This is a genomic window from Microbacterium arborescens, from assembly GCF_049707515.1.
Lineage (GTDB): Bacteria > Actinomycetota > Actinomycetes > Actinomycetales > Microbacteriaceae > Microbacterium > Microbacterium arborescens_B.
The window spans coordinates 54,418-72,252 of record NZ_JBNAFI010000007.1; the positions used below are offsets into that span (position 1 = coordinate 54,418).

The 17,835-nt window shown below is 70.6% G+C and carries 16 protein-coding genes and 1 tRNA gene; 4 read left to right on the forward strand and 13 right to left on the reverse strand.

The annotated features are described in order from the left end of the window. Window positions 1-15 precede the first annotated feature (15 nt). The 5 genes from ACPYN5_RS13510 to ACPYN5_RS13530 form a co-directional block, all read right to left on the reverse strand. Complete coding sequence (locus ACPYN5_RS13510; RefSeq protein ID WP_424449509.1) at window positions 16-711, reverse strand: SOS response-associated peptidase; 696 nt, start codon at window positions 709-711, stop codon at window positions 16-18. A 10-nt stretch (window positions 712-721) separates the two neighbouring features. Beyond that, window positions 722-3,157 carry a ComEC/Rec2 family competence protein gene (locus ACPYN5_RS13515; RefSeq protein WP_424449510.1) on the reverse strand — a complete coding sequence of 812 codons (2,436 nt, stop codon included), beginning with the start codon at window positions 3,155-3,157 and terminating at the stop codon, window positions 722-724. After that, complete coding sequence (locus ACPYN5_RS13520) at window positions 3,154-3,759, reverse strand: helix-hairpin-helix domain-containing protein (RefSeq protein WP_424449511.1); 606 nt, start codon at window positions 3,757-3,759, stop codon at window positions 3,154-3,156. The genes ACPYN5_RS13515 and ACPYN5_RS13520 overlap by 4 nt, the downstream gene beginning before the upstream one ends. 179 nt (window positions 3,760-3,938) lie before the next feature. Then, on the reverse strand, window positions 3,939-6,521 hold the full coding sequence (gene leuS / locus ACPYN5_RS13525; protein WP_424449512.1) for a leucine--tRNA ligase: 2,583 nt from the start codon (window positions 6,519-6,521) through the stop codon (window positions 3,939-3,941). A gap of 51 nt (window positions 6,522-6,572) precedes the next feature. Beyond that, entirely contained in the window at window positions 6,573-7,895 is a 1,323-nt protein-coding gene (locus ACPYN5_RS13530; protein WP_424449678.1) for an anthranilate synthase component I family protein, read from the reverse strand. A gap of 99 nt (window positions 7,896-7,994) precedes the next feature. Here ACPYN5_RS13530 and ACPYN5_RS13535 point away from each other — a divergent pair, with 99 nt between their 5' ends. From ACPYN5_RS13535 to ACPYN5_RS13550, 4 genes are read left to right on the forward strand one after another with little or no spacing between them, the layout of a single operon-like run. Continuing rightward, window positions 7,995-8,675 (forward strand): DedA family protein, encoded by a 681-nt coding sequence (locus tag ACPYN5_RS13535; protein WP_424449513.1) that lies wholly within the window; start codon window positions 7,995-7,997, stop codon window positions 8,673-8,675. Between the two features lie 4 nt (window positions 8,676-8,679). Further along, window positions 8,680-9,714 carry an App1 family protein gene (locus ACPYN5_RS13540; RefSeq protein ID WP_424449514.1) on the forward strand — a complete coding sequence of 345 codons (1,035 nt, stop codon included), beginning with the start codon at window positions 8,680-8,682 and terminating at the stop codon, window positions 9,712-9,714. 45 nt (window positions 9,715-9,759) lie between these two features. Continuing rightward, window positions 9,760-10,467, forward strand: a complete 708-nt coding sequence (locus tag ACPYN5_RS13545) for an SOS response-associated peptidase (RefSeq protein ID WP_424449515.1) — start codon at window positions 9,760-9,762, stop codon at window positions 10,465-10,467. Window positions 10,468-10,504: 37 nt separating this feature from the next. Beyond that, the gene (locus ACPYN5_RS13550; RefSeq protein WP_424449516.1) at window positions 10,505-11,380 is read left to right on the forward strand and encodes a 3-methyladenine DNA glycosylase; all 876 of its coding nucleotides are present in this window, start codon (window positions 10,505-10,507) and stop codon (window positions 11,378-11,380) included. A 118-nt stretch (window positions 11,381-11,498) separates the two neighbouring features. Here the strand turns inward: ACPYN5_RS13550 and ACPYN5_RS13555 are convergent. The 8 genes from ACPYN5_RS13555 to obgE all read right to left on the reverse strand — a co-directional run bounded on the left by ACPYN5_RS13555 (window position 11,499) and on the right by obgE (window position 17,812). Then, window positions 11,499-11,574: transfer RNA gene (locus tag ACPYN5_RS13555), tRNA-Ala, on the reverse strand. 27 nt (window positions 11,575-11,601) lie between these two features. After that, window positions 11,602-11,991: a ribosome silencing factor gene (gene rsfS / locus ACPYN5_RS13560; protein ID WP_424449517.1), complete on the reverse strand. Its 390-nt coding sequence runs from the start codon at window positions 11,989-11,991 to the stop codon at window positions 11,602-11,604. Continuing rightward, window positions 11,988-13,307, reverse strand: a complete 1,320-nt coding sequence (locus ACPYN5_RS13565; RefSeq protein WP_424449518.1) for a hypothetical protein — start codon at window positions 13,305-13,307, stop codon at window positions 11,988-11,990. Before ACPYN5_RS13565 ends, rsfS begins: the two co-directional genes overlap by 4 nt. Beyond that, the gene (nadD, locus tag ACPYN5_RS13570) at window positions 13,304-13,900 is read right to left on the reverse strand and encodes a nicotinate-nucleotide adenylyltransferase (RefSeq protein ID WP_424449519.1); all 597 of its coding nucleotides are present in this window, start codon (window positions 13,898-13,900) and stop codon (window positions 13,304-13,306) included. Before nadD ends, ACPYN5_RS13565 begins: the two co-directional genes overlap by 4 nt. A gap of 10 nt (window positions 13,901-13,910) precedes the next feature. Beyond that, window positions 13,911-14,138 (reverse strand): hypothetical protein, encoded by a 228-nt coding sequence (locus ACPYN5_RS13575; RefSeq protein WP_424449520.1) that lies wholly within the window; start codon window positions 14,136-14,138, stop codon window positions 13,911-13,913. Window positions 14,139-14,185: 47 nt separating this feature from the next. Further along, on the reverse strand, window positions 14,186-15,448 hold the full coding sequence (locus ACPYN5_RS13580) for a glutamate-5-semialdehyde dehydrogenase (protein WP_424449521.1): 1,263 nt from the start codon (window positions 15,446-15,448) through the stop codon (window positions 14,186-14,188). A gap of 25 nt (window positions 15,449-15,473) precedes the next feature. Beyond that, entirely contained in the window at window positions 15,474-16,304 is an 831-nt protein-coding gene (proB, locus tag ACPYN5_RS13585; protein ID WP_424449522.1) for a glutamate 5-kinase, read from the reverse strand. Beyond that, the gene (gene obgE, locus ACPYN5_RS13590; protein ID WP_424449523.1) at window positions 16,301-17,812 is read right to left on the reverse strand and encodes a GTPase ObgE; all 1,512 of its coding nucleotides are present in this window, start codon (window positions 17,810-17,812) and stop codon (window positions 16,301-16,303) included. The genes proB and obgE overlap by 4 nt, the downstream gene beginning before the upstream one ends. Window positions 17,813-17,835 lie beyond the last annotated feature (23 nt).

Consider the following 17,835-nt stretch of genomic DNA (forward strand, 5'->3'; position numbering starts at 1 on the left):
TCTCGCGGGGTGAACCTAGGCCACTGGCTCCAGCAGCGTCGGATCCGTTGGGTCGACGGTGTGCGAGTTGCTGACCTTGCGGTCGACAACGTGCTCGCGGATTGTCGAGGCGACGTCACCGGACGTGTGGTCGAGCATCGCGAGCGTCTCAGCCTTGCGATCGCCGCTCAGCTTCTCGGGCGTCAGCCAGGCGTCCCACGTGTCGGGGGTCAGGAACGCCGGCATCCTGTCATGCACCTCACCACCGGCATCCCGCGCCTGGCGGGTGATGACGACGAAGCAGCGGGATTTCTCCCCGTTCGGCAGCTCCATCGACCAGGTCAGGCCCGCGGCCGAGAGCAGGCCCTCACCATGCAGGAAATGCGGGGTCTTGGGCGACTTGTCGCCCGTCCACTCGAAGTAGCCGCGCATCGGGACGATGCACCGGGCGGCACTGAACGCCGGCGCCCAGAACCCCTGCGCGAGCTTCTCCATCCGGGCGTTGATGATCGGGGCACCCTTCGGGCGGTTCGCAGGCTTCTGCCAGTCCCACCGCACGAGCTCGAGGACCCGGCCCTCGCCCCGGTCGCGGACGATCGGGGCATTCTCGGTCGGAGCGATCGAGTACGCGCCGGACCACGACGCGACCCATTCCTCGGGCTTGCCGCCGGCGGCGACGTACTCCTGGATGAGTTCGTCGGTCTTGGCGTCGTTCGCGAATCGGCCGCACATACGAGCGACCCTACGTCGCAGGATGCTGCGCGTCGAGGCGAGTCGATCGGCGCAAGGTGCCTGCCCGGTCGTCCCCGGCGACGCCCAGCGTCTCGGGGGTGCTCGGCGGCTCGGGTCGCTCGCGCCAGACGTGCAGCCCATCGGGCGTCACGGTGAGTGCCGCCGCCCCCGTCGTGTCGGTGCGGACGATCTCGAGTGCGAGCGACTCGAGCATGGACACGGTCTCGCGGCGGGGATGGCCGTAATCGTTCTCCCCCACCCCGATCAGGGCGACGCGCGCCCCGAGGCGACGGTAGAGCAAAGGTGACTGGTCGGCGCTGCCGTGGTGCGCGACCTTGACGACGTCGTACGTCCGGCGAAGCGCTGCGCCCAGCGCGATCTGGGGCGTCTCCGACAGGTCGCCGAGTAGGAGTGTTGCCGGGATCCCGCCGCCCCGAGCCGAGACCACGACGCTCGCGTCGTTTCCCGGAGCGAACCCGCGATCAGCCCCTCGCGGCCACAGGATCTCCCAGGTGGCCGCTCCCAGGCTTCCGGTCATGCCGGCGGAGACGGCTCGGACGTCGGCGCCCGCCTCGGCCAGACGCGACAGCATGGCATCGTCTTCCGGCGCGCCGACGGGACCGTGAAGGACGGTACCGACGCGACCGACCACCGCGTCGGTGCCGCCGACGTGGTCGAGATCGAAATGGGTGAGCACCAGGAGGTCGATGCTGTCGATGCCGAACCGATCGAGACAGGCAGCCAGGCGTTCGGTATCGGGACCCGTGTCGATGAGGGCGACGGCGCCCTTCGAGCGGAGGAGGACGGCGTCTCCCTGCCCCACGTCGCAGAGCGCGATGGCCCAGCCGTCGGGAGTACGCGCGCGCTCGAGCGGTCCCGACACCAACGCCGCGCCGGATGTGATCCCCACCGCCACGGCCGTGAGCGACGCCGCCACGCGTCGCACGGGTCGGGGGACGGCCGGAAGCAGCGTCACCAATACCGCCGCGCAGGTCGCACACGCGAGCACAACGCCGAGGGCCCCCGGCGGCCACGGCATCGAGTTCATCGGGGCCGCGTCGACGGCGGCCGCGGTGGCGGCGACCCACGCGCACGGAAGCCAGGCGATCACCGCCAGTCCGCTCGCGAGCACCGGAACGGGCGCGCTGAGGCAGGCCGCGAGCCCGGCGATCGTCGCGAGCGGGGCTGCCGGGGCGGTGAGAGCGTTGGCGAGGATGCCGTAGAGGGGCAGTCTCGGTTCGATCATGACGAGGATCGGCGTGCAGGCCAGTTGAGCGACGGTCGGTACCGCGACGGCGAGAGCCAGCGGACGCGACATGACACGCGAGAGCGAGTCGCTCACCGGGCCGGCCACGAGCACGAGCGCCGCGGTCGCTGCCGCGGAGAGAGCGAATCCGAGGCTGCCTGCGAGCCAGGGATCCGCGATCAGGCAGATCACGACTGCCATGCACAGCACCGACGCCCCGGCCCCCGCACGCCCGACCAGACTGGCGAGCATGGCGATCGCCGCCATCGCGGCCGCTCGCACGACGCTCGGCTCGGGTGACACGAGCACGACGAAGCCGGTGAGCGCCGCCAGCGCGATGACGACGCGCCACACGCGGCGGAGGCCGAGCGACCCCGCGGCGATGAACGCGATGCCGACGACGAGCGCGCAGTTCGCGCCGGAGACCGCGGTCAGGTGCGAGAGCGACGCGGTCGTCATCTGCGCATCGAGCTCGTCGCTGACCGCGGAGGTATCGCCCACGGCGAGTCCCGCGACGAGGCCCGCGCCCGGCTGGGGCAATGAGGCGGCCTGCGCCAGCAGCCCCGCGCGCAGGTCTGACGCGACCGCAAGCAGCCCCCCGGGCGGATGGCCGACCTCCGGAGGTCGCGACCCGGTGATGACGAGCACTGCCCGCTCCCCCGGCCCCGCCCGGAACGCGGAGCCGGCGAGCGAGATCGAGGCTCCGAGGTCGAGGCCGGTGGGCCGCGCAGACGTGCGCACCGCGACGGGGACCCGTGTTCGGGTGTCGTCGCCGCCCGCGCGGATGCGCGTCGCGACGGCGTCGAACCGCCAGCCCAGCGCGGAGCGCTCGATCTTGCCCGTCACCTCGGCTTCGACGGTCAGCGCGCGTCCCCCCGTGACCGGGAGCGATGAGACGCGCTCGCGCTCGGGCGCGCTCATCGCGACGTGCGACACGGCTGCGGCAGCGAAGGCCAGGGCGACGATGCCGATACCGGCGCGCAGGCGGCCCCGTCCGGCCGTGCGCCATGCGTGCCCATGCATCGGGCCCCGTCCGCGCACGCGCGACAGCGCGAAGGTCGTCGCCCCGGCGATGCCCCACAACGTGATCGCGAGCAGAGCAGCACTCTGGGGGTAACGCGTTGCCAGCAGCGCGGCCGCCCAGGTCGTCACTGCGACCGGAAGCAGCCGGAGGTCGCGTCGCCGAACGCTCCGGCTCACACTCGCACCCGGTCTCGCAGAGCCTCGAGCATCTTCTCGCCGATGCCCGAGACGGCCAGGAGATCCTCGACGCTCGTGAACCGTCCGTTCTCGGTCCGCCATGCGATGATCCGCTCGGCCAGGGCCGGACCCACGCGTGGCAGCGACTCGAGAGTGCTGGCATCCGCGCTGTTCAAATCGACGACACCGTCCGACGCGGCGCCGCCGGGGGCTGCTCCCCCGACGGTCTCCGCCGGGGCGACCTCACCCGGCTGCGGGACGAACAGCTGCTCGCCGTCACTGACAGGCCGCGCGAGATTGACGCCGGCCGGGTCTGCCGCGTCGCTGAAACCGCCGGCCGCCGCCACCGCGTCGACGACCCGGGCGTTCTCCTCGAGGCGGTACAGGCCGGGGTTGCTGACAGCGCCGGAGACGTGGACGTAGACGGATGCCGGCGCCGCCGAGACCGCCGGCGACGACCGCGGAGTCACCACGGTGTCCGGCGCCGAGATCGACCGGAACATCCCGATGGCCACCGTCACGCCCGCGGCGGCCAGGATGAGCACGATGACGGCGCCGACGCCGAGCCGTCTCCGGGACGTCGCGGGATCGTGTGCTGTCACGCCGACAGGCTAGAAGCGCGGGTTTCCGCGTCGACGGCGCGCGCGAGCACTGGGGACGGCGTCAGCCGTCATTGCTCGTGGGGAGGACGCGGCACCGCATCCGCCTCGTCGGTCGAGGCGGACCCGGCATCGGACAGGTTCGGGCCGGCTCGCGGGAGCGAACCAGGCCCGGACCTCGCTCAGCGAGCGGTGGCGAAGCTCACGACCTTCGGCGCTCGTACGACCGCGCGGGCGATCTCGCGCCCGTTCAGGGCCCGGACGATCTTCTCGTCGCCGCGAGCGAGCGCCTCGAGCTCATCGGCGGAGATCTTCGCCGACACGCTGAGCGTGCCGCGGACCTTGCCGTCGATCTGCACCACCGCGGTGACGGACTCTTCGACCAGCAGCGTGGGGTCGGGCTGACGCCACACCGTCAGGCCGACGAACGGCCGGTGCCCGAGCGTCTCCCACATCTCCTCCGCGGTGTGCGGGGCGAACAGGTCGAGGATGACGGCGATGGCCTCGGCGGCCTCGCGCACAGCGGGATCGACCGCGCCGGCACCGCTGTCGATGACCTTGCGCGTGGCGTTGACGAGCTCCATGAGTCGGGCCACGACGACGTTGAACTTCGTCTGCTCGATCAGGCCCGGCGCGTCGGCCCAGAGCCGGTGCGTGACGCGGCGGAGCGCAGCATCCCCCTCGGCCCAGACGACATCCGTCTCGCTGTCGACGTCGGCGGCGACGCGCAGCGCCCGGGCGAGGAACTTCGCCGCACCCGTCGTCGACACGTCGGCCCAGTCCTTGTCGTCTTCCACCGGGCCGGCGAAGGCGAGAGCGACGCGCAGCACGTCGGCGCCGTGCTGCTCGAGCTCCTCCTGGAAGAGCACGAGGTTGCCCTTGCTCTTCGACATCTTCGCACCATCGAGGATGACCATGCCCTGGTTGATGAGGCTCGAGAACGGCTCGGTGAACTCCACCTGGCCCATGTCGAACAGCGCCTTGGTGATGAACCGCGCGTACAGCAGGTGGAGGATGGCGTGCTCGACGCCGCCGATGTAGAAGTCGACCGGGCCCCACTTATCGGCCTCGCGCGGGGCGAACGGCTGGCCGGCGTCGTTCGGCGAGAGGAACCGCAGGAAGTACCACGAGCTGTCGACGAAGGTGTCCATCGTGTCGGGGTCGCGGAGCGCCGGCTCACCCGTCTCGGGGTCGGTCGTCGTGACCCACTCCATGGCGGCGCCGAGCGGCGACGCGCCCTTCGGCGTGAGGTCGAGGCCCTCGACGGAGGGCAGGCGGACCGGCAGCTCGTCAGCGGGCACGGGGACGATCCGGCCGTCGGCCGTGTGGACCATGGGGATGGGCGTGCCCCAGAAGCGCTGACGCGAGATCAGCCAGTCGCGCAGGCGGTAGGTCTTCGACGCGCGCCCGTTGCCGCTCGCCGTCAGCTGCTCGATGGCGCGGGTGATCGCGTTGCGCTTGCTGAGACCATCGAGGGCGCCGGAGTTGATCATCCGGCCGTCGCCGGTCAGGGCGACTCCCGTGCGGGCGGGGTCGATGTCGTCGAACGCCGGGCCCGGGTCGATCGGTACGCCGTCGTCGTCGAGCTCGATGACCGGCATCGCACCCGTCGCGGGCGCGGTCGTGTCGACGACCACGCGCACCGGCAGGTCGAACGCGCGGGCGAAGTCGAGGTCGCGCTGGTCGTGGGCGGGAACGGCCATGACCGCGCCGTGGCCGTAGTCGGCCAGCACGTAGTCCGCCGCCCAGATCGGCAGACGCTCGCCGTTGATGGGGTTGATGGCGAAGCGGTCGAGGAAGACGCCCGTCTTCGGACGGTCGGCGGTCTGCCGGTCGATCTCGCTGGTCTTCTGCACCGTCTGCAGGTACTCGCCGAAACGCTGCTGCACCTCATCCGACGAACCGGCGGCCAGCTCGGCGGCGAGGTCGGAGTCGGGGGCGACGACCATGAAGGTCGCACCGTGGAGGGTGTCGGGGCGGGTGGAGAAGACCGTGACCTTCTCGTCACGACCCTCGATCGCGAAGTCGATGTCGGCGCCGACGGAGCGGCCGATCCAGTTGCGCTGCATCTGGATGACCTTCTGCGGCCAGAATCCCTCGAGCTGGTTCAGGTCGTCGAGCAGCCGGTCGGCGTACTCGGTGATCTTGAAGTACCACTGGGTGAGCTTCTTCTTCACGACCTCGGCGCCGCACCGCTCGCAGTGGCCGTCGACGACCTGCTCGTTGGCGAGCACGGTCTGGTCGTGCGGGCACCAGTTGACCGGGCTCTCCTTGCGATACGCCAAGTCCTTCTCGTACAGCTTCTGGAACAGCCACTGGTTCCAGGCGTAGTACTCGGGGTCGCTCGTGTGGAGCACCCGGCTCCAGTCGAACGAGACGCCGTACTCGTGCAGGCTCTGCTTCTGCTGCGCGATGTTGTCGTAGGTCCAGGCGCGCGGGTCGGCGCCGCGCTTGATCGCGGCGTTCTCCGCGGGCAGACCGAAGCTGTCCCATCCGATGGGATGCAGCACGTTGTAGCCGCGGTGGCGCCAGAAGCGCGCGACGATGTCGGAGTAGAGGTAGTTCTCGGCGTGCCCCATGTGGAGGTCGCCCGAGGGGTAGGGGAACATCGCCAGGACGTACTTGCGGGGACGCTTGTCGTCGTCGCCGCCGGCACGGAAGGGATCGGCGTCTGCCCACGCGCGCTGCCACTTCGCCTGAACGGCGTGGGCATCGAAAGCGGCGGAGTCGGGCGTGTTGGAGCGATCAGTGGAGCTGTCGGTCACGGGTGAACCTATCTGGGAATGCGAAAAGGGCGCGAGAGCACCGTTTCCAGGCTACCGGACCCGTTCCCGCCAGCGGGGCGGCAGGTCGGCGCCGAGCGCTGCCAGCGGCGCCCGGGCCTTCAACGCGACCTCGTCGACCTCGGCCTCCGCCTCCGAGCCCCACGTGATCCCGCCGCCGGCTCCGACGTACGCGCGCTCTCCGTTCACGACGATCGAGCGGATGACCATCGCGAGGTCGGCGCCGCCGTCGGTGCCCACCCAGCCGAAGCATCCCGCATAGATTCCCCGGGGCGCGCCCTCGAGCTCGTTCAGGATCGACATCGCCGAGAGCTTCGGGGCGCCGGTCATGCTTCCCGCGGGGAACGTGGCCTCCAGCACGTCGGACAGCCGCATTCCCGGGCGTACCGAGGCCGAGACGGTACTGACGAGCTGATGGACCGTCGGGTAGCTCTCGACCTCGAGCAGCCGTTCGACGACCACCGAGCCGGGCGCGCTCACGCGCTGGAGATCGTTGCGCATGAGGTCGACGATCATCACGTTCTCCGCTCGCTCCTTCGGGCTGGTCACGAGGTCGTGCACGAGGTCGGCATCGGATGCCGCGTCCACGCCGCGTCGTCGCGTGCCCTTGATCGGGCTGGTGCGAACCGTCCCGCCGTCGAGCTGGAGGAACCGCTCCGGGCTGGCGCTGACGAGGGCCCGTTCCCCCGAGCGGATCATCCCGCCGTGATGCGACGACGCCGTCGCGCGCAACCGCAGGAACACCTCGAGCGCGTCGAAGGGGCGCTCCGCCTCGACGGCGAACCGCGTCGTCAGGCACAGCTGATAGGCATCCCCTCGGCGGATCGCGGCGCGGCAGTCCTCGATGAGCTCGGCGTACCGCGCGGGCTCGACCCGCGCCGAGGCGACGAGGTCCGGAATCCGTGACGCGTCGGGGCCGGCCACGTCGGGGCCGGTCGCGTCGGATGCTGCCGCTTCCGAGCAGACCGTGTCGGATGCTGCCGCTTTCCGCCATGCCTCGACGCGATCCGCGAACTCCGTCAGGTCGTCCGCGGGCGCCGCCGCCCAGAGCCGGCGCGCGGCGTGGTCGAACGCGACGAACCGCTCGACGCGCAGCCAGAGGGCGTCCGGCTCGCCGGCATCCGAGCTCGCGGGCGCGCCCGCCCGCGCCGCCGCATCGTCGTATCCTGCCCAGCCGACCCAGCCGCCCACGAACGGGCCGGTGTCCTCCGCGGCGGCGAGCCGACGCGAGCCGGAACCGTCGACCAGCGGATCGGGAGTGCCGGCGGGCTCGCCCGAGCCGATCCAGCTCCACCCCGTGGCCGCGTCGACGCCGGCATCGAGCCAGAACACATGGTCGCCCGGCATCGCGCGCATCAGGGCTGCGGGATCGATCCAACCGTCGAGGCGTCGAAAGCTCGTCGTCACCGGCACGATCTCAGGTTATGCCTCAGCTGCCGCCCCTAGGCTCAGAGCGTGAACGAGATCCTCGACTGGATTCTGAACACCGTGCAGAGCGTCGACCCGGTGTTGCGCACGGTCGTGGCGGGTATCGCGATCATGCTCGAGACCAGCGTGCTCATCGGCCTGGTCGTGCCCGGCGACACCGTCGTCATCGTGGCCGCGACCGCAGTCGGAAGCGTCGGCGAGGGCTTCATCCTCGGCGCCGCCGTGGTCGCGGGGTCGCTCGCCGGAGAGTCCATCGGCTTCGCGCTCGGTCGCTGGCTCGGCCCTCGCATCCGGTTCTCACGGCTCGGGCGGCGGATCGGCGAAGACAACTGGGTGCGTTCGGAGCTCTACCTGCGCCGCCGCGGCGGCCCCGCCATCTTCCTCTCGCGGTTCCTTCCGGTGCTGCACTCGCTCGTGCCGCTCACGGTGGGAATGAGCGGCTTCTCGTATCGCCGATTCATCGCCTGGACCGCCCCGGCGTGCATCATCTGGACCTCCCTCTACGTCGGCGTCGTCGTGGCAGCCGCGAAGACCTACCGCGAGATCTCCGACAGCATCCACTACGCCGGCTACCTCTTCGTCGGCGTCATCGCCGTGTTCCTGCTCGCGGCTTACATCGTGAAGCGGCTGATCTCGCGCGGCGAGGCGCGGCACCTGCGAATCGACGAGGAGAAGACCCGACTCGCGGACGGGGACGTGAAAGACTGAGGCGATGCCTTCCTCACCCGCACCACGGAAGAAGATCCTGTGGTTCGCACGCCTCGAGCGTCGCTTCCACTCGTGGCGCGAACGCCGCGCCCGCGCGCGCGGCCAGCGCCCCACCGTCGCCGCGTACCCCGGCTACGGCGGCGAGGGGTGGGTGCGCGTCCTCGGTCGTGTGCTCATCGCCCCGCAGACGGCGCCGGCGCACGGCGGCGAGTACGCGTCGGTGCGCGGCTGGCGCAGCTTCGCCTCGGTGCCCGTCGCCTTCGCGCAGGTGAAGGTCACGGTCGCCGGCACGACGCACGAGGTCATCGCCGACCGCGGCGGCGTCATCGATGTCGAGCTGCCCGGCACCCTCGAACCCGGCTGGCAGACCCTCACCATGACCGTCGAGGGCAGCGACGTGATCGAGACACGGGTCTTCGTCGTCTCGTCCGAGACCGAGTTCGGCATCATCTCCGACATCGACGACACCGTCATGGTGACTGCGCTGCCCCGCCCCTTCATCGCGGCGTGGAACTCGTTCGTGCTCGACGAGCACGCGCGTCAGCCGGTCCCGGGAATGGCCGTGATGCTCGAGCGGCTCACCCGCGACCGGCCCGGCAGTCCCGTCATCTACCTGTCCACGGGCGCCTGGAACGTCGCACCGACGCTCATCCGGTTCCTTCGCCGGCACGTCTTCCCCTCGGGTCCGATGCTCCTCACCGACTGGGGCCCGACGCACGACCGCTGGTTCCGCAGCGGCCGCGACCACAAGGCCGAGAACCTGCGCCGACTGGCGAAGGAGTTCCCGCACGTGCGGTGGCTCCTCGTCGGCGACGACGGCCAGCACGACGACGCTCTCTACACGGCCTTCGCGAGTGAGTACCCCGACCGGGTTCGGGGTGTCGCCATCCGGCGACTGTCACCGGCCGAGGCCGTCCTCGCGGGTGGGCGCACCGCCGTCAACGATCACTCGGCCGCGCAGGTGCCGTGGGTCACCGGCTCCGATGGTGCCGCGCTCCTCGACCGGCTCGCCGACGTCGGGGTCATCCCCCGCGACTGACCTCGGGCGAGGTCGGATGTCGGACGTGCACCGTACGCTGAGAGCATGTGCGGTCGTTTCGTCGTAGCCCGCGTCGGTTCCGAGCTCGCGAGCGTTCTGCGCGCCGAGATCGTTCCCGACGACCTTCCCGCCCCGTCGTTCAACATCGCGCCGACGGCGCACGCGGCGATCGTGCTCGACTCCGCCAAGACCGAGCCGCCCACGCGCCGACTCGCATCGGCGCGGTGGGGCCTCGTGCCGGGCTGGGCGAAGGACCCGTCCGTCGGGTCGCGCGCGTTCAACGCGCGCGCCGAGGAAGCGGCTGAGAAGCCGATGTTCCAGAAGGCGCTGGCTGCTCGCCGGGCCGTCGTGCCGGCGTCCGGGTACTACGAATGGCAGGGCCCCGCCGGGGCCAAGACGCCTCACTACATCCGCCCCGAAGGCGGCGAGCCCCTGTTCTTCGCCGGTCTCTACGAGTGGTGGAAAGACGACTCGCGTCCCGATGGCGACCCCGATCGCTGGCTGCTCACCTTCACCATCCTCACCCGCTCCGCGGTCGGCGGCCTCGCCGACATCCACGAGCGGATGCCGCTGATGATCGACGTCGAATTCGCGGACGTCTGGCTCGACCCGACGACGGAGTATCCCGCGGACCTGCTGGATGCCGTCATCGACGCCGCGCCCGCGGTGGTCGACACGCTCACCTGGTTCCCCGTGGGACCGGCAGTCGGCAACGTCCGGAACGACGAGTCATCGCTCATCGAGCCGCTGTGACGCGCTCTCCCGTCCGTTCGCTGTCTATCCTCGAGAGGTGACGCCTCACCTCTCCGCACCCGCCCTGCTCGCGCCCGAGGTCTGGCGCGCGCGGGCGGAGGAGCACGCTCAGCGCGCTGACGAGCTGACGGAGGCTCACCGGCGACGGGCGTCGCGAGCGGAGAAGCATCCGGTGGAGGACTTCCTCTTCACCTACTACTCGTACAAGCCGGCTGTGCTGCGGCGTTGGCACCCCGGCCCGGGCGTCGTCCTCGAGGGCGGCGCCGAGCGGGGCACCTGGCGCTGGTACGAGGTGCTGGGCGATCGCGATGTGCGCGTCGACGACGCCGGCTTCCGCCGGGAGCGCGGGTCGCTCTATCGCGGCGTCACGGGCTTGCTTCGCGCAACCCGCGACCGAGCCGGATCGTTCGGATGCTTCGGGCTCCACGAGTGGGCCATGGTGTACCGATCCGACGCAACCCGTCACGACGTCCCGCTGCGTCTCGGCTCGGCGGGCACGGACGCCGTCGTCGAGGCCCACGACCTCCGTTGCACGCACTTCGACGCGTTCCGCTTCTTCACGCCCGACGCCGTGCCGCGCAACCGCGAGGTGCTCGACCGCGACGGTGCCGTCGGGCGGGAACAGCCCGGGTGCCTTCACGCGGGCATGGATGTCTACAAGTGGATGCTGAAGCTCGGACCGCTCGTGCCCGGCGAACTCCTGCTCGACGCATTCGAGCTCGCACGCGACATCCGCGAGCTCGACATGCGTGCGTCGCCGTACGACCTCACCGGGTGGGGTTACTCCCCCGTGCCTATCGAGACACCCGCGGGCAAGGCGGAGTATGTGCGCCAGCAGCGATTGCTGAGCGTCCGCGGCCAGCAGCTTCGTGGGGCTGTGCTCGCCGTGGTCGACAAGGCTGCAGGCGGCTGACCCGAGCGCGCACCACCGGGCATGCCGGCGTTCCTCTCGGCTCGAAGTACGCGCGGAGACGTGACCGGAAAACAGAAATCCCCGGCTTCAGAGTTGATCTGACCGGGGATTCTTTAGGTGGTGGACCTGAGGGGACTCGAACCCCTGACCCCCTGCATGCCATGCAGGTGCGCTACCAGCTGCGCCACAGGCCCGTGGTTCCCGCTCTCGCGGCAACTCATTCAGCCTACAACATCTCCGGGGGTGCTCGTGACCACGGGGGTCTCGATCGGGATCACGGGGCAGTCCTTCCACAGCCGCTCGAGCCCGTAGTAGGTGCGCTCCTGCTCGTGGAAGACGTGTACGACGAGGTCGCCGAAGTCGAGCAGTACCCAGCGCGACTCGGTGCGGCCCTCGCGGCGCAGGCGCTTGTGCCCGGCTTCGAGCATGCCCTCTTCGACCGCGTCGGCGATGGCAGCGACGTTGCGCTCGCTGTTGCCGCTGACGAGGAGGAAGGCGTCGACCAGCGGGAGGGGCTGCGACACGTCGAGCGCGACGAGGTCCTCGCCACCCTTCGAATCGGCGGCGGCCGCCGCGACGGCGACCATGTCGATGACTGCTTGTGAACTCATTGGAAGACTCCTGTAGCGAGCGCGACGATCAGCACACCGGCCAACAGGACGGCGAGGGCACCGGCGGTGATGGCGAGGGCGACCATCAAGCGGCTGCCCTTCTCGGGGGCCGGCGGACGGATGACGTCCTCCGCGCTCTTGATGGTGGAAATAGCCGCGCTGGCGGCGACGGGGGTCGGTGACGACGACGCCGGCAGCTCGCCGTCGACGAGGACGGCGTCGACCTCCTTGCCGTCCGCGACGCCGGGTACGACGCCGGTGGAACCGAAGTTCTCGGGCAGCGAGAACGTGCCGGTGATCAGGACCTCGCCGGTCGCGGTCACGGGTGCGACGAGGGGGCCGTCATCCGGATGCTGGGCGAGGATCAGGGCGTTCGGTGTCGTGAATGCGCCGGTCGCCGCCACGCTGCGCGACAGCAACTGGTCGAACGACGCGGGAACATCGGTCGCGGTCGCCTCGCCCGCGAGGAGATCGGCACCGAGATCCTCGGAGACGACGTGGCGTTCGGGCTCGTCCTCCGGTTCATCCTCGACGATCGCCTCGGCCGGGGGGTGCTCCTCCGTGCCGGCAGCGTGATCGCCGACCGTCTCGTCCGCGACCGCCTGCTCGTGGTCGGTTTCGTCGACGACGATCGCTTCTTCTGCGACGGCATCGTCAACCGCATCCTCGCCGGCGACCGCTTCGTCGGACTCAACTTCGACGGGTTCGGCTTCGTCGGACTCGACTTCGACGGGTGCGGCTTCGTCGCGTTCGGCCTCGACGGCCATCGCTTCGTCGGCTGCGGCCTCGTCGGCCATCGCTTCGTCGGCTGCGGCCTCGTCGGCTGTCGCTTCGTCGGCTGCGGCATCGTCGGCGACGTCGATCTCGCCGGCTTCTGCCACATCCTCGTCGTCGGCGGCATCCGCGGTGTCGACGTGCGCCGCGACCTCGCCGGTGGGTGCGGCCTCAGACGCGGTCGCCTCGCGCGCGGAGTCGTCGGACTCGGCGATTTCAGGCAGCGCGGCGTGCTCGCCCGTGGTCGTCACGACCGGGATCGACGCGGTGCGGATCTTCTCCTGCAAGCGCGCCTGACGGCGGGTCAGCGCGAACGCCCCCAGATCGGCGGAGGCCTGCGGCACGGGTGCCGGCGGAACCTCGACCGGTTCCGCTGCGCGCGGCAACGGCGCGGCGGCGGGTGTCGGCTCCGCGCCGACGGCCGACGCTTCGTCCATCGCGTCGGGGTCGACGATGATCGGATTGGACGCGGTGTTGCGCAGCTCACGCAGTTGGCGGCGCGTCAGCTGCGGAGTCGGTGGCTGTTGCTCGTTGTCGCTCATGCCTTGCTCCGATAGAGGTGATGCTTCGCAATGTATTGGACGACACCGTCGGGGACGAGGTACCAGACCGGATGACCGCGCCCGACTCGTGCTCGACAATCGGTGGAGGAGATCGCCAGTGCGGGGATCTCGAGCAGGCTCACGTCGTCGCTGGGCAGTCCCGCGGTGGTGAGGGTGTGGCCCGGACGGGATACCGCGACGAAGTGGGCGAGCTCCCACAGTTCATCATGGTTCCTCCAGCTGAGAATCTGCGCGATGGCGTCGGCTCCGGTGATGAAGAAGAAGTCCGCCTCGGGCCGCTGCGCCTTGAGATCGCGCAGTGTGTCGATCGTGTACGTGGGCCCGTCGCGGTCGATGTCGACGCGACTGACGGTGAACATCGGGTTGGATGCCGTTGCGATGACCGTCATCAGGTACCGGTCCTCCCCCGGCGAGACGAAGGATTTCTGCCACGGCGTGCCGGTGGGGACGAAGACGACCTCGTCGAGGTCGAACGACTGGGCCACTTCGCTCGCGGCCACCAGGTGCCCATGATGAATCGGGTCGAACGTGCCGCCCATCACGCCGATACGCGGCGCACGCGTTCCCGTCATCGAAGCGGCCTCAGTGGTGACCGTTCCCCGACTGCGTCAGTTGGTTGCCGTGGGAGGCGGCATAGGCGTCGGCCTTGCCCGCGTGGCGGTTGGCGACGTTGCGGTACGACAGCGTCACGAGGCCGAGGGCCAGGAAGATGACCAGGGCGATGACGCCGAAGATCATCGTCTCCGCCTGGACGTTTCCGTGGTGCTCCGTCTGCTCGGCGGCGAATGCGGCGATCGTGGCGAGGGTCATCGGGGCTCCGTTCGTTTCGCGCGGCGGCGCGTGTCAAGTTTAGGTGGTCAGGCGCGGGTCTGTCCGGCGCCGCGCGCGAGCCACTTCGTGCTCGTCAGCTCGGGCAGCCCCATCGGACCCCGCGCATGCAGCTTCTGGGTGGAGATGCCGACCTCGGCGCCGAAACCGAACTCGCCGCCGTCCGTGAAGCGCGTCGAGGCGTTGGCCATGACGACCGCGGCATCCACCTCCGCGAGGAAGCGCTCGGCGTTCGCGGCATCCTCGGTGACGATGGCCTCGGTGTGCATCGTGGAGTAGCGCCGGATGTGCTCGAGCGCCTCGTCGAGATCGTCCACGACGCGCATCGACAGGTCGAGGCTCATGTGCTCGGTGGCCCAGTCGTCGTCGGTGACGGCGACTGCCGCCGGCACGAGGCGGCGCACGTCGTCGTCTCCGTGGATCGTCACACCGGCGGCGATGAGCGCATCCGAGACGTCGGGGATCAGGCGCTCGGCGGCCGAGCGGATCACGAGCACGGTCTCGACGGCGTTGCAGACGCTCGGTCGCTGGGTCTTCGCGTTCACGACGATGTCGCGCGACCAGTCGAGCGGTGCCGAGGCGTCCAGGACGATGTGCACCACGCCCGCGCCGGTCTCGATCACCGGCACCGACGACTCCGTGACCACGGTCTCGATCAGCTGGGCGCTGCCGCGCGGGACGAGGACGTCGACGAGCCCCCGAGCACGCATGAGCGCACGGGCTCCGTCGCGTCCGAAGTCATCGACGGTCTGGATGCCGTCGGGATCGACGCCGGCACGCTCGAGCGCACCTCGCATCGCCGCGATGAGGGCCGCGTTGGTCGACAGCGCTGCCGAGCCTCCTCGGAGCACGGCGGCATTCCCCGAGCGCAAGGCGAGCGCGGCGATGTCGACCGTGACGTTCGGACGGGCCTCGTAGATCGAGGCCACGACGCCGAAGGGCACGGACACCTTCTGGAGGCGCACACCGCCCGGCAGCTCGCGCTCGTCGAGGATCCGTCCTACCGGGTCGGGAAGCTGCGCGACATCCCGCACCGCGCGGGCGAGGGCTGCGACACGCGCATCGTCGAGCACCAGGCGGTCGCGCAGGCCGGACGAGATGCCCTCGGCGTCGCCGCGCTCGAGATCCTCGGCGTTCGCGGCGACGATGCGCGCGGTGTCGGCGAGCAGCGCGTCGGCGATGCCGTTCAGCAGCGCGGCCTTCGCCGCGTCGTCGAGCAGGCCGATCGAGCGGCTCGCACGCTTTGCCGCGTGCAGTCGCTCGGAGACATCGGAAACGACGGCGGTGGTCATCCCGTCAGTCTATCGATCACGGAGGTCAGCCTCCGGCGACGCCGATGGCCCCCGTGCCCCCGCGGAGCGCGGGCGCCGGGTTCGCCTCGAACCACGTGCCGACGCTCTCCCCCGCGAGTGCCTCGGCGGCCAGGTCGATGCTGGTCACGAGCGCTGCCACCCCGCCTTCGGCGGCCAGACGGGCCGCCGACGCCTTCGTCGCCGCACCGCCGGTGCCGACGCTGTTGACGACGGTCGCGCCGAACTCGTATCCGCTGAGGTCGTCGTCGAACGACACCGCCTCGATCGGACGCGCGTCCGGCTCGCTCGGCGGCCGGGTGTACAGGCACGCGATGTCGCTGAGCAGGACGAGGCCGTCGGCGCCGATGAGCCGCGAGACGAGCGCGGCGAGCCGGTCGTTGTCTCCGAACCGGATCTCGTGCGTCGCGACCGTGTCGTTCTCGTTGACGATCGGCAGGATGCGCAGGCCGAGCAGCCGTTCCATGGCGCGACGCGCGTTCGAGCGGTGCGTCGGGTCGTCGAAGTCGCCTGCTGTCAGCAGTACCTGCCCCGCCACGATGCCGTACTGGCGCAGCGCATCCTGGTAGCGGTAGACGAGGACGTTCTGACCGACGGCGGCCGCGGCCTGCTGGGTGGCCAGATCTGTGGGACGTTCGTCGAGACGCAGGTACGGCATCCCGGTCGCGATCGCCCCGGACGACACCAGGACGACCTCGGTGCCGCGCGCGTGCGCCTCGGCGAGAGCGTCGACGAGCGAGTCGATCTTGCTCGAGTTGTCACCGCTGATCGACGACGAGCCGACCTTCACGACCACCCGGCGGGCGCCGTGCAGCTCGGCACGCGAGCGCAGGCTCACGCCTCGTCCTCGTCGACACCTCGCGTCTTCTCCGCGCGTCGCTCGGACTCGAGCTCGGCGCGGGCCGCCGCCTTGGCATCCATCCGCTCGTGATATCGGGCCCGGCGCTGATCCGAGGTCCGGCGCGGGTTGAGGTCGAGTCGCGGGTCGGTGCCGCGCGGGGCGCTCATGAGCTCGGCCGCCGAGGAGAGCGAGGGGTGCCAGTCGAAGACGATCCCGTCCCCTTCGCCGATGACGACGGTCGAACCGGGCGTCGCACCCAGGCGGAAGAGCTCGTCCTCGATCCCGAGCTTGTCGAGGCGGTCGGCGAGGAAGCCCACGGCCTCCTCGTTCTGGAAGTCGGTCTGCTGGACCCACCGCACCGGCTTCGCGCCGAGGATGCGGTAGAGGTTGCCGTAGGTGCCGCCTTCGACCCGCACGGTGAAATCGCGCTCCGCGCCCTTCGGCCGGATCACGACGCGTTCCGCCGGGGTGTCCGCGGCCGCCGCGACACGGTGCTCGGCGACGAGCTCCGCCATCGCGAACGAGAGCTCGCGCAGGCCCTGCCTGCTGACGGTCGAGATCTCGAAGACGCGGAAGCCCCGGGCCTCGAGGTCGGGCCGCACCAGCTCGGCGAGGTCGCGGGCCTCGGGAACGTCGGTCTTGTTCAGGGCGATCAGCTGGGGCCGCTCGAGGAGCGGGACCTGGCCTTCCGGAACCGGGTAGGCCCCGAGCTCGGCGAGGATCACGTCGAGGTCGGTGAGGGGGTCGCGACCGGGCTCGAGCGTCGCGCAGTCGAGCACGTGCACCAGCGCGGAGCACCGCTCGACATGGCGGAGGAACTCCAGGCCGAGGCCGCGGCCTTCGCTCGCGCCCTCGATGAGGCCCGGGACATCCGCGATCGTGTATCGCACGTCGCCGGCCTGGACGACGCCGAGGTTCGGGTGCAGCGTCGTGAAGGGGTAGTCCGCGATCTTGGGGCGGGCTGCCGACATGGCGGCGATGAGGCTCGACTTCCCCGCTGAGGGGAAGCCGACCAGCGCGATGTCGGCGACGGTCTTCAGCTCGAGCTGGACATCGCCCTCCCAGCCGGGCGTGCCGAGGAGTGCGAATCCCGGCGCCTTGCGCTTCGGCGACGCCAGAGCGGCGTTGCCGAGTCCCCCTTGACCGCCCGGGGCGGCGACGAAGCGCATCCCCGGCGTCACCATGTCGACGAGGGTCTCGCCGTCGGGGTTCTTCACGACGGTGCCGACGGGCACCGGGAGCTCGAGGTGCTCCCCTGCCGCGCCGGACCGGTTGTCGCCCATGCCGAAGCCGCCGTTGCCGCCGGAGCGGTGGGGCGAGTGGTGATACGACAGCAGGGTCGTCACCTGGGGGTCGGCGACGAGGACGACGTCGCCGCCGTCACCGCCGTTGCCCCCGTCGGGGCCGGCGAGCGGCTTGAACTTCTCTCGGCGCACCGACACGCAGCCGTTGCCGCCCTTGCCGGCACGCAGATGAAGCGTGACCCGGTCGACGAACGTCACCATGTGGTGCCTCCTGTAAAACAGGG

What these genes read in the sequence shown, in the direction of transcription:
- obgE (WP_424449523.1), bottom strand. Translation starts at nt 17,812, where the DNA reads ATGGTGACGTTCGTCGACCGGGTCACGCTTCATCTGCGTGCCGGCAAG.
- ACPYN5_RS13565 (WP_424449518.1), bottom strand. Translation starts at nt 13,307, where the DNA reads ATGAGCGACAACGAGCAACAGCCACCGACTCCGCAGCTGACGCGCCGC.
- nadD (WP_424449519.1), bottom strand. Translation starts at nt 13,900, where the DNA reads ATGACGGGAACGCGTGCGCCGCGTATCGGCGTGATGGGCGGCACGTTC.
- ACPYN5_RS13540 (WP_424449514.1), top strand. Translation starts at nt 8,680, where the DNA reads ATGCCTTCCTCACCCGCACCACGGAAGAAGATCCTGTGGTTCGCACGC.
- ACPYN5_RS13530 (WP_424449678.1), bottom strand. Translation starts at nt 7,895, where the DNA reads ATGCGCGCGATGCCGGGCGACCATGTGTTCTGGCTCGATGCCGGCGTC.
- ACPYN5_RS13580 (WP_424449521.1), bottom strand. Translation starts at nt 15,448, where the DNA reads ATGACCACCGCCGTCGTTTCCGATGTCTCCGAGCGACTGCACGCGGCA.
- ACPYN5_RS13510 (WP_424449509.1), bottom strand. Translation starts at nt 711, where the DNA reads ATGTGCGGCCGATTCGCGAACGACGCCAAGACCGACGAACTCATCCAG.
- ACPYN5_RS13545 (WP_424449515.1), top strand. Translation starts at nt 9,760, where the DNA reads ATGTGCGGTCGTTTCGTCGTAGCCCGCGTCGGTTCCGAGCTCGCGAGC.
- ACPYN5_RS13575 (WP_424449520.1), bottom strand. Translation starts at nt 14,138, where the DNA reads ATGACCCTCGCCACGATCGCCGCATTCGCCGCCGAGCAGACGGAGCAC.
- rsfS (WP_424449517.1), bottom strand. Translation starts at nt 11,991, where the DNA reads ATGAGTTCACAAGCAGTCATCGACATGGTCGCCGTCGCGGCGGCCGCC.